The sequence below is a fragment of the Amycolatopsis sp. cmx-4-54 genome (assembly GCF_046548895.1).
Lineage (GTDB): Bacteria > Actinomycetota > Actinomycetes > Mycobacteriales > Pseudonocardiaceae > Amycolatopsis.
The window spans coordinates 555,861-569,649 of the sequence record NZ_JAEBEJ010000006.1 but is presented as its reverse complement, the minus strand read 5'-3'; the positions used below and the strand labels follow the sequence as shown (position 1 = coordinate 569,649).

17 protein-coding genes are annotated in these 13,789 nt (G+C 67.9%); 8 read left to right on the top strand and 9 right to left on the bottom strand.

Annotated elements, in window-relative coordinates:
- Positions 1-230: 230 nt before the first annotated feature.
- Positions 231-551, bottom strand: a complete 321-nt coding sequence (locus ACLJQ7_RS23370; protein ID WP_410650283.1) for a hypothetical protein — start codon at positions 549-551, stop codon at positions 231-233.
- A gap of 398 nt (positions 552-949) precedes the next feature.
- Between ACLJQ7_RS23370 and ACLJQ7_RS23365 the strand changes: the two genes are divergently transcribed.
- A complete protein-coding gene (locus ACLJQ7_RS23365; RefSeq protein WP_410650282.1) occupies positions 950-1,834 on the top strand; it encodes a glycoside hydrolase family 19 protein in 885 nt (294 codons plus the stop codon).
- A 54-nt stretch (positions 1,835-1,888) separates the two neighbouring features.
- Here the strand turns inward: ACLJQ7_RS23365 and ACLJQ7_RS23360 are convergent, their stop codons facing one another.
- On the bottom strand, positions 1,889-2,389 hold the full coding sequence (locus ACLJQ7_RS23360; protein ID WP_410650281.1) for a MarR family winged helix-turn-helix transcriptional regulator: 501 nt from the start codon (positions 2,387-2,389) through the stop codon (positions 1,889-1,891).
- Positions 2,390-2,454: 65 nt separating this feature from the next.
- Here ACLJQ7_RS23360 and ACLJQ7_RS23355 point away from each other — a divergent pair, with 65 nt between their 5' ends.
- Complete coding sequence (locus ACLJQ7_RS23355; protein ID WP_410650280.1) at positions 2,455-2,955, top strand: cupin domain-containing protein; 501 nt, start codon at positions 2,455-2,457, stop codon at positions 2,953-2,955.
- On the opposite strand, the gene ACLJQ7_RS23350 is transcribed toward ACLJQ7_RS23355, so the two are convergent.
- On the bottom strand, positions 2,949-3,842 hold the full coding sequence (locus ACLJQ7_RS23350; protein WP_410650279.1) for a hypothetical protein: 894 nt from the start codon (positions 3,840-3,842) through the stop codon (positions 2,949-2,951). The genes ACLJQ7_RS23355 and ACLJQ7_RS23350 overlap by 7 nt on opposite strands.
- 12 nt (positions 3,843-3,854) lie before the next feature.
- Positions 3,855-4,661 (bottom strand): exodeoxyribonuclease III, encoded by an 807-nt coding sequence (locus ACLJQ7_RS23345; protein ID WP_410650278.1) that lies wholly within the window; start codon positions 4,659-4,661, stop codon positions 3,855-3,857.
- Positions 4,662-4,717: 56 nt separating this feature from the next.
- Here ACLJQ7_RS23345 and ACLJQ7_RS23340 point away from each other — a divergent pair, with 56 nt between their 5' ends.
- On the top strand, positions 4,718-5,461 hold the full coding sequence (locus ACLJQ7_RS23340) for an MBL fold metallo-hydrolase (RefSeq protein WP_410650277.1): 744 nt from the start codon (positions 4,718-4,720) through the stop codon (positions 5,459-5,461).
- A 341-nt stretch (positions 5,462-5,802) separates the two neighbouring features.
- Here the strand turns inward: ACLJQ7_RS23340 and ACLJQ7_RS23335 are convergent, their stop codons facing one another.
- Both ACLJQ7_RS23335 and ACLJQ7_RS23330 read right to left on the bottom strand, forming a co-directional pair.
- Positions 5,803-6,108 (bottom strand): SH3 domain-containing protein, encoded by a 306-nt coding sequence (locus ACLJQ7_RS23335; protein WP_410650276.1) that lies wholly within the window; start codon positions 6,106-6,108, stop codon positions 5,803-5,805.
- A 182-nt stretch (positions 6,109-6,290) separates the two neighbouring features.
- Positions 6,291-7,514, bottom strand: coding sequence for an NADP-dependent isocitrate dehydrogenase (locus ACLJQ7_RS23330; RefSeq protein ID WP_034304555.1), 1,224 nt, complete (start codon positions 7,512-7,514; stop codon positions 6,291-6,293).
- 240 nt (positions 7,515-7,754) lie between these two features.
- Between ACLJQ7_RS23330 and ACLJQ7_RS23325 the strand changes: the two genes are divergently transcribed.
- From ACLJQ7_RS23325 to ACLJQ7_RS23315, 3 genes are all read left to right on the top strand, one after another.
- Positions 7,755-8,267: a hypothetical protein gene (locus ACLJQ7_RS23325; RefSeq protein ID WP_410650275.1), complete on the top strand. Its 513-nt coding sequence runs from the start codon at positions 7,755-7,757 to the stop codon at positions 8,265-8,267.
- Between the two features lie 83 nt (positions 8,268-8,350).
- On the top strand, positions 8,351-8,944 hold the full coding sequence (locus ACLJQ7_RS23320) for a hypothetical protein (protein ID WP_410650274.1): 594 nt from the start codon (positions 8,351-8,353) through the stop codon (positions 8,942-8,944).
- 21 nt (positions 8,945-8,965) lie between these two features.
- Positions 8,966-9,961 (top strand): DUF2203 family protein, encoded by a 996-nt coding sequence (locus ACLJQ7_RS23315; RefSeq protein ID WP_410650273.1) that lies wholly within the window; start codon positions 8,966-8,968, stop codon positions 9,959-9,961.
- 3 nt (positions 9,962-9,964) lie between these two features.
- Here the strand turns inward: ACLJQ7_RS23315 and ACLJQ7_RS23310 are convergent, their stop codons facing one another.
- Positions 9,965-10,819: an esterase/lipase family protein gene (locus ACLJQ7_RS23310; RefSeq protein WP_410650272.1), complete on the bottom strand. Its 855-nt coding sequence runs from the start codon at positions 10,817-10,819 to the stop codon at positions 9,965-9,967.
- Between the two features lie 108 nt (positions 10,820-10,927).
- Positions 10,928-11,362: an Lrp/AsnC family transcriptional regulator gene (locus ACLJQ7_RS23305; protein ID WP_410650271.1), complete on the bottom strand. Its 435-nt coding sequence runs from the start codon at positions 11,360-11,362 to the stop codon at positions 10,928-10,930.
- 115 nt (positions 11,363-11,477) lie between these two features.
- Between ACLJQ7_RS23305 and ACLJQ7_RS23300 the strand changes: the two genes are divergently transcribed.
- Both ACLJQ7_RS23300 and ACLJQ7_RS23295 read left to right on the top strand, forming a co-directional pair.
- A complete protein-coding gene (locus tag ACLJQ7_RS23300; protein WP_410650270.1) occupies positions 11,478-12,317 on the top strand; it encodes a reductase in 840 nt (279 codons plus the stop codon).
- A 5-nt stretch (positions 12,318-12,322) separates the two neighbouring features.
- Entirely contained in the window at positions 12,323-13,147 is an 825-nt protein-coding gene (locus ACLJQ7_RS23295; protein ID WP_410650269.1) for an aldo/keto reductase, read from the top strand.
- Here the strand turns inward: ACLJQ7_RS23295 and ACLJQ7_RS23290 are convergent, their stop codons facing one another.
- A complete protein-coding gene (locus ACLJQ7_RS23290) occupies positions 13,148-13,762 on the bottom strand; it encodes a LysE/ArgO family amino acid transporter (RefSeq protein WP_410650268.1) in 615 nt (204 codons plus the stop codon).
- Between the last annotated feature and the right edge of the window lie 27 nt (positions 13,763-13,789).

Genomic DNA, 13,789 nt, shown 5'->3' with positions numbered 1-13,789 from the left:
GCGTTTCGCGGGCTAATCGCGATCCGCCAGGCCCAAGACACCGACCTGCGTTTCGCGGGCTAATCGCGATCCGCCAGGCCCAAGACACCGACCTGCGTTTCGCGGGCTAATCGCGATCCGCCAGGCCCAAGACACCGACCTGCGTTTCGCGGGCTAATCGCGATCCGCCAGGCCAGGGCACTGACCTGCGTTTAGCCCCCTAATCGTGATCCGGGGCCGGGAGACGCAGGTCAGGGACGCGGCTGGCGACTGAGGGCGTCGTCCGCGAGCACGGCCTCGGCCATCGCGGCGACATGCGGGGTGGCGGGCGGCGCCGGGATGGGGGCGACGGCGGCCGCACGGGCCTTCCGGCGCTGCCGGAACACGCCGAAGGCCATCCCGACGACGCCGAGCGCGACGGCGATCAAACCGACCGGGCCCAGAAGACCGAACGCCATCTCCGAACGCGACGTCGTGTCCGCGGCCGACGCCGGGACGGCGCCCGCGACGAGCAGCGCGACCGGGATCGCGATGACCGCCGCCGCCCTGGCTGCGGGCAGGGCCGATCGCATCAGGAGATGAACTGGGTGCCGCACCGGAGTGCCTCCCGTGACGTGACATTGCCGAACCGGAACGCTAACCCGAACGAGTGAGCATTTCCAGGCTGCTGGTCAAAAAACTACCGAGCGTGTCAAGACCTGTGGGTTCTGATCAACTCGGGGCACGAGACTAGCCCCTCACAGGGGGGATGTTTCGAGCACCCCTCTTCTCAGAGTTGCCGTGCACGGAATCGCTTTCTGACAAAACCGGACATGGCTGCGCCATTCGGCTGTCAAGCGCGGCCGAACAGGCGGTATCCGGCTTTCGCCGGTTGGTTTCTTGTCCGCAATGGTCTATACCTGTTGGCCATACCCCTTAAAAGGTATAGACCAATCTCCCTGCATGGTCCCCTCGTACGAAGGAGCCACCGATGTCTCTTCGACGTATTCTCGCGGCGGTCGCCGCCACCTTCGCCGCCACCACGGTCGCCGTGGTCGTCCCGGCCCAGTCCGCCTCCGCCGCGGACTGCGTGGCACCGTGGAACGCGAGCTCGGTCTACTGGGGCGGCAACACCGCCTCCCACAACGGGCACAACTGGTCCGCGAAGTGGTGGACCCAGAACGAAACCCCTGGTAGCGCACAGGTCTGGGCCGATCAGGGCGCCTGCGGGGGCACGACCAACCCGCCGAACCCGTCCGGCTTCGTGGTCAGCGAGGCCCAGTTCAACCAGATGTTCCCGAGCCGGAACCCCTTCTACACCTACAACGGCCTGGTCACCGCCCTGAGCGCATACCCGGCCTTCGCCGGCACGGGCAGCGACACCGTGAAGAAGCAGGAAGCCGCGGCCTTCCTCGCGAACGTCAGCCACGAGACCGGCGGCCTCGTCCACATCGTCGAACAGAACCAGGCCAACTACCCGCACTACTGCGACACGAGCCAGTCCTACGGCTGCCCGGCGGGCAACGCCGCGTACTACGGCCGCGGCCCGATTCAGCTGAGCTGGAACTTCAACTACAAGGCCGCCGGCGACGCGCTGGGCCTGCCCCTGCTGACCAACCCGTGGCTGGTGCAGAACGACGCGGCCGTCGCCTGGAAGACGGGTATCTGGTACTGGATGACCCAGAACGGTCCCGGCACGATGACCCCGCACAACGCGATGGTCAACAGCCGCGGCTTCGGCGAGACCATTCGCAGCATCAACGGGAGCATCGAGTGCAACGGCGGCAACCCCGCCCAGGTGCAGAGCCGAGTGAACAAGTACCAGCAGTTCACCGGCATCCTCGGCGTCGCCCCGGGCGGCAACCTGTACTGCTGATCCATCCAAGGTGCTGAAGGGGCCTTCGCCGCATGTGACGCGGCGAAGGCCCCTTCAGCTTTCGAGGGATGTCAGCAGCCGTCGCAGCGAAGCGTCCAGGACGCCGAGGTCTTCACCAAGCGGCGAAAGCAGCTTCGCGACGTTCGCCGTGTGTTCGGTCATCGCGGCGTCGACGACTTCGAACCCACGCTCGGTGAGCGTGATCCGGAAGCTGCGCCGGTCTTCGGGATCCAGTGCCCGTTCGACCAGCCCCGCCGACTCGAGCCTGTCGATCCGGCTGGTCATCCCGGCCCTGGACATCATCAGCGTCGCGGAAAGCTCGGACGGGATCAGCGTGTACGGCTTCCCGGATCGCCTGAGCGCCGCGAGTACGTCGAACTCCCCCTGCTTCAAGCCGTGCTTCGCGAACACGGCTTCCACCATGGGCGTGGTCAGCATCGCCACGCGGCCGAGGCGGCCCGCGACCCCGATCCCGGTCAAGTCCAGCTCCGGCCGCTCGCGGTGCCACGCGCCGACGACCGCGTCGATCGCGTCCGTGTTTCGTTCTTCGCTCACGGGCACAGTCTATTCGACGGAAGATAGTTTGACAGCGAACTATCAGCGATGAAACTATCTTCGTCATGACCCAGCACATAGAAACCCGCGAATCCGTCCTCGTCCGCGCCACCGAAGCCGAGACCGTCGGCGCCGCCCCCACCTTCGTCACGCTGCTCGCCGACGTCTCGACCACGGGCGGAGTCATGAGCAGCGCGCGAACACGATTGGGTATCGGCGCCGATGGAGCGACCCCGCACTATCACACCGGCTCCTCCGAGATGTTCTTCATGCTCGGCGGAAAACTGGAAGTCCTTGTGGGAGAAGAGATCGTCACCATTTCCGAAGGCGACATGCTGGTCGTCCCGCCACTGACCACACACGCTTTCCGCGCGACCGTGGACTCGTCGGCGGACGTCCTGATCGTGTTCGTCCCCGGCGTGGAACGGTTCGACTACTTCCGCCTGCTAGAGAAGGTCGGGCACGGCGAGGCGACCGTCCAGGATCTCTTGGACAGTCAGGAAAAGTTCGACAACCACTTCGTCGACAGTCCAGTGTGGACGGAGAGCGCGAAGTCCCGTCAGTAGCCGCGCGGCGGGTACTGCGGTGGCGGATATCCGGGCTGTGGGTACTGCGGTGGCGGGTATTGCGGTGGTGGGTACTGAGGTGGTGGGTAGTGCGGCGGCGGATACCCCTGATGCTGTGGCGGATACGGCTGCCGGCCGTACTGCGGCGGAGGGGGATACTGCTGCGGGTAGCCGGGATTCTGCGGCGGATACGGCTGGTGCGGGTACTGGGGTTGCTGCTGAGGTGGTGGCGGCACGGCCGGCTGACCGCCGCCGAGGTGGAACGGCAGCAGTGACACCAGCTGCGCGAGCCGCCCCAGCGTCGAAAGCACCTCCTCCGGCTTGGTCCGGCCGAAGGTCGGATTCTCGACGTAGACCAGTTCCGCGCCCACCAGCGACCAGGTGTGCAGCTTCAAGGACCGCATGGTGGCGGCGACCTGTGGGGTCAGGACGCCGACCGCGACGTTCGGGTCGGTGTCGATCAGCTTGTACCAGCGGTTGAACTTCCGGTCCGCGGTGGCGGGCTCCGGATACTGCTCGACGTCCCACGCGGACTCGATGCTCGACACGATCTGGAAGTTCGGCATCGGCGCGGGCAGGCCGACGGCCCAGACCGTGTCGATCGAGATCGTGTCGAGCTCGTTGACCTTCTTGTTGGTCCACCGCGTGTGCACGCTCGTGACCGTCGGGCGGCGGTGGTAGTCGAAGACGTTGAACCGCAGCCCTTGATACGCGCCGCTCAGCGCGCCGAACGCCATCCGCTTGTCGCCGCGCTGGTTGAACGGCAGCACCGTCCACCGTTCCAACATGTTCGGCGCGTCCGGGCTGAACTCCCACCCGTACTGACCGGACATCGCGTAGCGCTCGGCGTTCGTCGCCTCGACGCGTCTCGCTTCGTTCGTCTCCATGACCGGACTAGGCTATGCGGAGTATGTCGCCGTCACCGGCGCGTGGTCGGACCAGCGCCGGTCGTAGGACTCGGCGCGCTCGACCACGACGGAGGTGCACCGCTCGGCCAGGCCGGGGGTGGCGATCTGGCAGTCGATGCGCCAGCCGGTGTCGTTGTCGAACGCCTTCCCGCGGTACGACCACCAGGTGTACGGGCCGGGGCCTTCCGGATCGAGCTTGCGCTGTACGTCGACGTAGCCGGCCTCGCTGAACACGCGGCCGAGCCATTCCCGCTCCTCCGGCAGGAAGCCGGAGCTCTTCTGGTTCCCGCGCCAGTTCTTCAGGTCGATCTTGTCGTAGGCGATGTTCCAGTCGCCCACGACGACGACCTCACGGCCACCGGCCTCGGCCTTGGCGCGCAGGTCGACGAGATACGGCAGGAACGCCGTCATGAAGCGTTCCTTTTCGTCCTGGCGCGGGGTTCCGACGTCGCCACTGGGCAGGTACAGGCTCGCGACCACGACGTTCGGCAGGTGGATCTCGGCGTAGCGGCCGCTGTCCTCGAATTCGGGCTCACCGAAGCCGATGCGGACCTCTTCCGGCTCCGCCCGGCTGAAGAGCATGACGCCGTTGCGCCCCTTCTGCGCCGACGGCGCGGGCACCACGTGCCAGCCTTCGGGCGCGGCGGCACCGGCCGGGAGCTCCTTGAGCTCGGCCCGGACCTCCTGGCAGGCGACGACGTCGGCCTTCGTCGAGCCCAGCCACTCGACGAAGCCCTTTTTCGCGGCGGCACGGAGGCCGTTGACATTCACTGTGGAGACGGTCAGCACTCTTCGCACGCTACCCGGAGGGTCCGACAGAACCGGCAGGGCGTTCGCTCTGCGAGACTGCGCGCATGAGCGAGCTGACCGTGCTGGGCAGTTGCGGCGCCTGGCCTGAACCTGGCCGGGCCTGCGCCGGCTTCCTCCTGGTCCACGAGGGTTTCAAGATCGTGCTCGACCTCGGTTACGGTGCGGCGTCACGGCTGTTCGAACACTGCCCTGGCGGCCGGGTCGACGCGGTGGTGGTGACGCACGAGCATCCCGATCACTGCGCCGATGTGAGCGCGCTCGGCCGGGCGCGCGCGTACGGGCTGCCGGACGAGCCGAGGATCCCGCTGCACTGCACTCCGGGCACGGTGCGCCGGCTCGAAGCGCTGGAGCCGCGACCGCATCCGACGACGATCTTCGACGTGCGCGAACTCGGGCCGCCGCGCGAGGTCGGGCCGTTCCGGATGACCACGTTCCTGCTTCCGCACCATGTGCCGAACTACGGCGTCCGGCTGACCGCGCCCGGGCTCACCGTCGCATACACCGGCGACAGCGGGCCCAGTCCGATCCTCGCGGAACTGGCGCGCGACGCCGACCTCCTCATCGCCGACGCCACGCTTCAGGGCCCGTCGCCCGACGAGACTCCGCGTCTGGTGTCGACGGCGGGTGAGGCCGGGTATTGGGCCGAGCGAGGCGGTGCCCGGCGGCTGCTGCTTACCCACTTCTGGCCCGGTTCCGACCGCGCGGTTTCGGTGGCCGAGGCGCGGGAGGCGTTCAGCGGCGAGGCGCTGGCGGCGGAGGAAGGCGCCCACCTGCGTTTCGCGGGCTAAACGCGATCCCGCAGGCCAGCGCACCCCACCTGCGTTTCGCGGGCTAAACGCGATCCCGCAGGCCAGCGCACCCCACCTGCGTTTCGCGGGCTAAACGCGATCCCGCAGGTCGCCGCACCCCACCTGCGTTTCGCGGGCTAAACGCGATCCCGCAGGCCAGCGCACCCCACCTGCGTTTCGCGGGCTAAACGCGATCCCGCAGGTCACCGCACCCCACCTGCGTTTCGCGGGCTAAACGCGATCCCGCAGGTCACCGCACCCCACCTGCGTTTCGCGGGCTAAACGCGATCCGCCAGGTCAGAGCCCACTTGCGTTTAGCCCCCTAATCGCGAAGTCGCAGGTCACGGGCCGCATTTCGCGCCTTCGACCGGGGGCGCGAACTCGGCGGCGACCCACTTGCCCTCGGTGATCTTGCGGAAGCCGTTCTCGACGACCGGCTGCGCGTCGATCTTCGCGTCCTTGACGTACTTGCCGACGATCTTCTGCCCGCCGGGGGCGTCGCGCGCGTTGAGCACGTCGGCCGTCACCACGACCTGGCAACCGGCCGGGCTCGACGCGCTCGACTCCCTGTCCTGTCCCGAGATGGCGACGACGACGATCAGCGCCAGTCCGCCGCCGACGAACAACATCGGTTTCGAGATGGCCATGGTGGTCACTCCTCGAACAAGGGAATCGTTTTCCGTCCGGTCCAGAGTGGCAGAAGCCGGGGCGGCCGCCCAGATCCCGGATCGCCAACCACCCGGAGGCGCCAACCCGGCCGCTCACGGGCTACCCACCGTCACAACGCGAAAAGGCCCCCTTCCGCGAGGGAAGGGGGCCTTCGAGCGACTCAGCCCTGGGCGATCTTCTTGGCCAGGTTGGCGTCCAGCGTCGCGAGGAACTCCTCGGTGGTCTGGAAGGCCTGGTCCTTGCTGATCAGCAGCGCGAGGTCCTTGGTCATCTTGCCGCTCTCGACGGTCTCGACGACGACCTGCTCCAGCTTGTTCGCGAACCCGATCAGCTCGGGGTTCGAGTCCAGCTTGCCGCGGTGCTCGAGGCCACGGGTCCACGCGTAGATGGACGCGATCGGGTTGGTCGAGGTCGGCTTGCCCTGTTGATGCTGGCGGTAGTGCCGGGTGACCGTGCCGTGCGCGGCCTCGGCCTCGACGGTCTTGCCGTCCGGGGTGCGCAGCACCGACGTCATCAGGCCCAGCGAGCCGAAGCCCTGCGCGACCGTGTCGGACTGGACGTCACCGTCGTAGTTCTTGCAGGCCCAGACGTAGCCGCCCTCCCACTTCATCGCCGCGGCGACCATGTCGTCGATCAGGCGGTGCTCGTAGGAGATGCCCTTGGCGTCGAAGTCGGCCTTGAACTCGGCCTGGTAGATCTCCTCGAACACGTCCTTGAACATGCCGTCGTAGGCCTTGAGGATGGTGTTCTTGGTCGACATGTAGACCGGGTACTCGCGGTCGAGGCCGTACTGCAGCGAGGCGCGCGCGAAGTCCTCGATGGACTTGCGGTAGTTGTACATCCCCATGGCGACGCCGCCGCCCTCGGGGAACTTCGCGACCTCGAACTCCATCGGCTCCGAGCCGTCGTCCGGGGTGTAGCTGATGGTCAGCGTGCCGGGACCGGGGACCTTGAAGTTGGTCGCCTTGTACTGATCACCGTGCGCGTGACGGCCGATGATGATCGGCTTGGTCCAGCCGGGCACCAGACGCGGGATGTTCTGGATGACGATCGGCTCGCGGAAGATCACGCCGCCGAGGATGTTGCGGATCGTGCCGTTGGGCGAGAGCCACATCTTCTTCAGGCCGAACTCTTCGACGCGCGCCTCGTCCGGCGTGATCGTGGCGCACTTGACGCCGACGCCGTGCTTCTTGATCGCGTTGGCCGAGTCGACGGTGACCTGGTCGTCGGTGCGGTCCCGCTCCTCGATACCCAGGTCGTAGTACTCCAGGTTCACGTCCAGGTACGGGTGGATCAGCCTGTCCTTGATGAACTGCCAAATGATGCGGGTCATCTCATCGCCGTCGAGCTCGACGACGGTGCCCTGGACCTTGATCTTGGCCATGAGCAGCGGTGCTCCTTCCGCGGATCTTCGCGTTCTTCTTCAGTCTCTCCGGTAGCGGTACAAGCGTACTGCTTAACGGTCCTGGATGGTTCCAGTAGTGGTCGGTATCAAGTCTCCACGAGGCGGTTGTGACCGACGTCACCCGGTCGGACGACGGTCATCCGGCCGTCACGGGACCGCGCGGGCCGCGACATCATCGAACAGCACTCCTCTGCCGGCCCACCGGAAAGGGCGGTCCCCATGACGAACAACCCCTACGCCGTGCCTCCGTACGAGCAGGCTCAGGCTCCGGAGCCTTACGGCGCCCAGCCTAGGCAAAGCGGCCGCGCGGTGCCCCGGGTGATCAGCGGGCTCGGCGGTGTCCTGCTCACGCCGGTCGCGCTGAGCGTGACGATCTACGGCGGCTCGCGGCTCCAGCGGAGTTTCTCGCAGTACATGTCCGTCACCGAAGACCCGCTCGGCCTGATCCTGTTGATCGTCGGTGGCCTGCTCCTGCTCGGCGTCGCGTTCCTCGGCGCACTGTCCGGGCTCGGGCCGGTGGCGGGCGGGCTGCTGTGGGGAGTGCTGCCGGGCCTGACGTTCCTCCTGAGCCCGCGCGACGTCATGAGCCTCGTCTACGACGTCGGCGGCAGTGATCTCGGCGTCGGCATGGTGACGTGGCTGGTGATGGGCGCCCTGTTCGCGAGCGGATTCCTGCTCATCGGGGCAGGTCTGGTCGGCACCCTCGCGCGGCGCCGCGCGGATCGCGTTTAGCGGGCTAAACGCGCTCCGGCGGAGATCGAAGTGAACCGAAGGGGGCCCGCGTCCGTAGTCCGGTGCAGGGAGGTGACCCGCCCATGTCATCGCACCGGTACGTCGCGGAGTACGACGACGAGGACTACCAGGAGTACGGCGAGTACGAGCAACCCGAAAACCCGCGAGACCCGCGAAGGCCGTACGAGGACGTCGAGTCGTATGAACCGTACGAGCCTTTCGACGAGGACCTGAGCCCCGAAGACCCGCGCGCCGGCCGAGGTGTGCGGCGCGTCCTCAGCGGCGCGGGTGGCCTGATCCTGACGCCGGTCGCCCTCGGCCTGCTGGCGTGGGGCGGCCTGCGGCAGCAAATGCTCGTCCAGGCCACGCTCAGCATCCAGCGTGACGTCCTCAGCATCGGCCTCCTCGTGGGCGGCGGGATCCTGTTGCTGTCGGTCGGGCTGCTCGGCGCGCTCTCGGCGACCGGCCCGATCCTCGGCGGCCTCGTCTGGGGTGTCGCCCCCGGCGTGGCCACGATCGCGGTCCCGGAATGGGGCTTCCGCCTGGTGAAGTACCTGCCGCAGAACGACGTCACCCACGGCGTCACGAGCTGGCTGTTCATCGGCGGACTGCTCGCGACGGGTTTCCTCCTGATCGGTGCGGGCCTCGCGTCGAGACTCGCCCGGCGGCGCCGCTGAGCGGGCTGGGACCATCGGCGCATGGGTTTGTTCACCGTTCCCGAAGCCCGCGCCGAGCTCGCCCGGCTACGCCCCGTGCTCGACGAGCTGGTCCGCCTGCGCGCCGACGCGGCCGAACTCGCCGCGTCCCTGCGCCCTGGCGGCCGCGAGACCGCGCTCGGCGGGATGCCGGAATGGAAGGCCGCGCAGGCCCGGCTGGACGACCTGATGACCACCGTCCAGCGGACGGGTGCGGAGCTGAAGGGATTCGCCCCGCTCCTGATCGATTTCCCCGCCGAACTCGACGGCGCCGACGTCCTGCTCTGCTGGCTCGAAGGTGATGCGGAGCTGTCCTGGTATCACCGCGCCGACCTGGGTTTCGCCGGACGCCGCCGTCTCCCGGATAAGGTCGCGGTCGTGACCGAGGAGATCGCGGCCGGGCTGTTCGACGGCATCGCCGCGCACTACGACGAAGACACCTTTCACGGCTTGGTCGCCGACGCGCTCGTCGACGGCCTCGGCTGCACGGCACCCGAGCGCGTTCTCGACGTCGCGACCGGGACTGGGGTGGCCGCGTTCGCCGCGCTGCGCCTGGACCCGGGCGAAGTGCTCGCGATCGACCTCTCGCCGGGCATGATCGCCCAGGCCGAGGCGAAGGCGGCGGCGCACGATCCCGGCAAACGCATCACCTGGCAGGTCGCTTCCGCGGTTCCGTCGCCGGTGGAGGACGAGGGCGCGGACGCCGTGCTGTGCGCGTCTTCGCTGCATTTCCTCGGCGCGGCCGCGCTCCGCGACTGGCTGCGGGCGCTGCGCCCGGGCGGCAGGGTCGGTTTCAGCCTGCCGCTCGCGTCGGCGTTCCGGCCTTCGGAGGCGTTCGCCGCCCTCGTCCCCACCGACCTGAAGCTGCCGGAAACCGAGGACGACGCGGCGGAACTGGCCTCCGGGGCCGGGTTCACCGAGGTGACCGTGAAACGCCTCGACGTCGAGACCGAGGATCGGGTCCGGTCGGTGTTCGTGGTGCACGCGACCAGGCCCTGACCCCTACAGCGGCGCGAAGAACGGCACGCATTTCGGCGCGGACGCGTTCTCCGGGTCGAGCGCCTTGAGGATCAGGCTCGTCACGTTCGGATCGATCGCCTGGCTCAGGTGCCCGGAAACGTCGGAACCGCACCTGTCCTGCAACACGATGTCGGTCGCGCCCGGCTCGTCCAGGACACCGCTGGTGTACGGCGTGACCACTCGATCATGGCGGCTCACGATGCTCGTGTAGGTCGGCCCCGGCACGGTCACGCCGCCGCGGGCGAGGTCGTCGAGGAACTCCGACGGCGCGAGGTATTCGCGACACGCCCCGCAGACGCCGTCGGCGAGGAGATCGATGCCGGGCAACGTCAGCACGGCCTTGGCGAGGCCCGAGAGACCGTTGAGCGACGTGCCCTTGAAGTTCGAACCGAACCCGACGAAATGCTTCACCTTCTCCGCGCCTCCCTCGAATTTGAGGTAGTACGCGGGCATCGTCGTGCCCTCGGAATGCCCGACGATGTCGACCTTGTCCGCGCCGGTGCTCGCTCGCACGCGGTCGACGAACGCGCCGAGTTCGACGGCGCTCTTCCGCATGGAGGCGAGCCCGCCGAACAACTGCCCACCCAGGACGGTGGCGCCGTAGGTCAGCGAATAGACGCAGTAGCCGGCGTTCTTGAGCTTCGGCGCGTGGTGGAACCAGTTGGTCGTCGCGTTGCCGCCGAGGCCGTGCACCAGCACCACGGGCTCGGCGTGACTCGCGCTCGGCCGGCACGACCAGTCGTTCCAGCCGCTCGACGGTGCCGCGCTCGCCGCCGCCGGGACGGCGATCGTGAACGTCAAGGCCGCGATCAGCGTGGTGAGGATCCGAGCCCGCATCCCTGCCTCCGGTTACTCGTCAGTATATGATGCGAGTCATCATGCGTCACAAACCGACGACCAGGACCAGGAGAAAAACCAGACTTACCGGCCGCTTCTTGTGACGGATTACAAGGGCAGCAGCACTCGCCGTTCGATCGGGCTGGACATGACGATCGATGTCGTCGTGGCACCCAGCACGGAGAGATCCTCCAGCAACTCTTCCAGGTGCGTGGTGTCGCGCACGGCGATCTTGAGGATCCAGCAGTCCTCCCCCACCACATGGTGCAGTTCGAGGATCTCCGGCCGGTCCATGATCTTCCGCGTCCGCGGATGCCGGACGGTGAACCCGCTGTGCGGCGCCATCCGCACGAACGCCCGCAGCCCCAAGCCGACCCCGGCGGGCGAAACGAGCGCCGCGTAGCCGGTGATCGTGCCGCCGGCTTCGAGCCGTTTGACGCGCTCGCCGACGGCGGCGGGACTCAGCGAAACACGGCGCCCGAGCTCGCTCAGGGTGATGCGGCCTTCCTCCTGGAGGAGTTCGAGGAGTCGCCGATCGATCACGTCCAGTGAGCTTTCGGTGAAACCACGATCAAGCCGAGATTCTTTCAGTGATTCCGCCGATTCACCCATGTTCTCCCCTTCAAGCACCCGGATCGCCACCGTAACACTGGTATCCATGAAGAAAGTGCTCGTTCTCGGCGGAAGCCGGTACTTCGGCCGCGGGGTGGTCGAGCGGCTGCGTGACGCCGGCTCGGACGTCACCGTCCTCAACCGCGGCTCCGCGCCTGCCCCGTCCGGCGTCGCTCACCTGCTCGCCGACCGTGACGACGAAGCCGGGTTGAAGGCCGCACTGGGTTCCCGTTCCTTCGACGTCGTTCTCGACCAGGTCTGCTACACACCGGTCCAGGCGGAGATCGCACGCCGTGTGTTCCGCACGGACCGCTACGTGATGACGTCCACGATCGAGGTCTACGACCAGGTGCGGGCCGAGACGCCGATGACCGAATCACTGGTCTCCCCCGTTCCGATCGACCTCGGGGCCCCTTCGTACGACTACGGCGAAGGCAAGCGACAGGCCGAGACGGTCTTCGCGGCGGGAGACGCACCGTTCGCTTCGGTGCGCGTCGCGCACGTCCTCGGCGGCGAGGATTTCACCGGGCGGCTGCGCCATTACGTCGAACGGCTGGACGCGGGGCACGCCGTGGACGTCCACGCGAAACCGCGGCCGTCGACGTTCATCCACGCGAGTGAGATCGCGGACTTCCTGACCTGGGCCACGCTCGCGGATTTCACGGGTCCGGTCAACGCCGGCTCCCACGGCGAACTTTCCGCCGTGGACATCGCCCGCGCGATCTCGATCGAGCCCCGGTTCCGGGTCGTCGAACGGGACGCCTCGCCGTTCTCCTTCGACCGGTACGCCGTCCTGGACACCTCGCGCGCGACGGGCCTCGGCTTCTCCTTCTCCTCCACCACCGATTGGCTCGGCGAAGCCATCGAAGACACCAGAAAGGCTTGAGCCCCATGCGTTACCGCAGCATCGGAGACGTCGAAGTGAGCGCGATCGGGCTGGGCGCGATGCCGCTGTCGATCGAGGGCCGCCCGGATCGGGACCGCGCGATCGCCACGATCCACGCCGCGCTCGACGCCGGTGTCACGCTGATCGACACGGCCGACTCCTACCACTGGCACGCGGGTGAAACCGGCCACAACGAGATGCTGATCGCCGACGCGCTGGCCGTCCGCGGCGATTCGGACGGGGTCCTCGTCGCGACCAAGGGCGGTCGTGGCCGTCCCGGTGACGGTTCGTGGACGGTCACCGGAACTCCCACGCACCTCAGGAACGCCTGCGAGGGCTCGCTGAAACGGCTCGGCGTCGACACCATCGGGTTGTATCAGCTGCACAAGCCCGACGAGAACGTGCCGTGGGCGGAATCCGTCGGCGCGATCAAGGAACTGGCCGACGAAGGCAAGATCCGGCTCGCCGGGATCTCCAACGTCTCCCGCGCGCAAATCCTCGAAGCGCGGGAAATCCTCGGCGCGACACTGGTTTCGGTGCAGAACGAGCACGCGCCCGCGCAGCTCGCGCACGAACCGGAGCTGGCCCTGTGCACCGAACTCGGGCTCGCCTACCTGCCGTGGGGTCCGCTCCGCGGCATCGGCGGCGAATTCCTTTCCGTGGCCGAAGAACTCGGGGCCAGCCCGCAACGGGTGTGCCTGGCCTGGCTGCTCGCGAAGTCGCCGTCGATGATCGCGATCCCCGGTTCGACGAGACCCGCGACCATCCGCGATTCGGCGGCCGCGGCCGATCTGGTGCTCACCGCCGAAACGCTGGCTCGCTTGCCGTGATCAGGCTCCGGCCACCAGCGCCACCCCGAGCCCGATCATCGTCGCGGCGACCAGCCCGTCCAGCACCCGCCACGACGACGGCTTGCGGAAGAACCCGCTGAGCAGCCGCGCGCCGAAACCGAGCGCGAGGAACCAGATCACGCTGGCCGACACCGCACCCACGCCGAACGCCCACCGGTCGCTGCCGTGTCCGGCCGCGATGGCGCCGAGCAGGAGGAGGGTGTCGAGGTAGACGTGCGGATTCAGCCAGGTGATCGCCAGCGTGGTCAGCACGATGCGGCGCAACGAGCCGCCGGTCTCCGGGCCGCCGGTCTCCAGGGCGGCCGGCTTGAAGGCGCGACGGGCCGCGAGGGCGCCGTAACACAGCAGGAAAGCACCGCCGACCAGCGCGACCATGGTCAGCGCTTCGGGTGACGTCCCCACCAGCGCGCCGACGCCGCCGACGCCGAGACTGACCAGGATGGCGTCCGAAAAGATGCAGATCAGCACCACGACGAGCACGGATTCGCGCCGGATGCCCTGGCGCAGCACGAAGGCGTTCTGTGCGCCGATCGCGACGATGAGGGCCATGGTGGCGCCGAACCCGGCGACCGCGCTGAACAGAACGTCTCCCATACGGATGACATTAGAAAGCCACTCGTC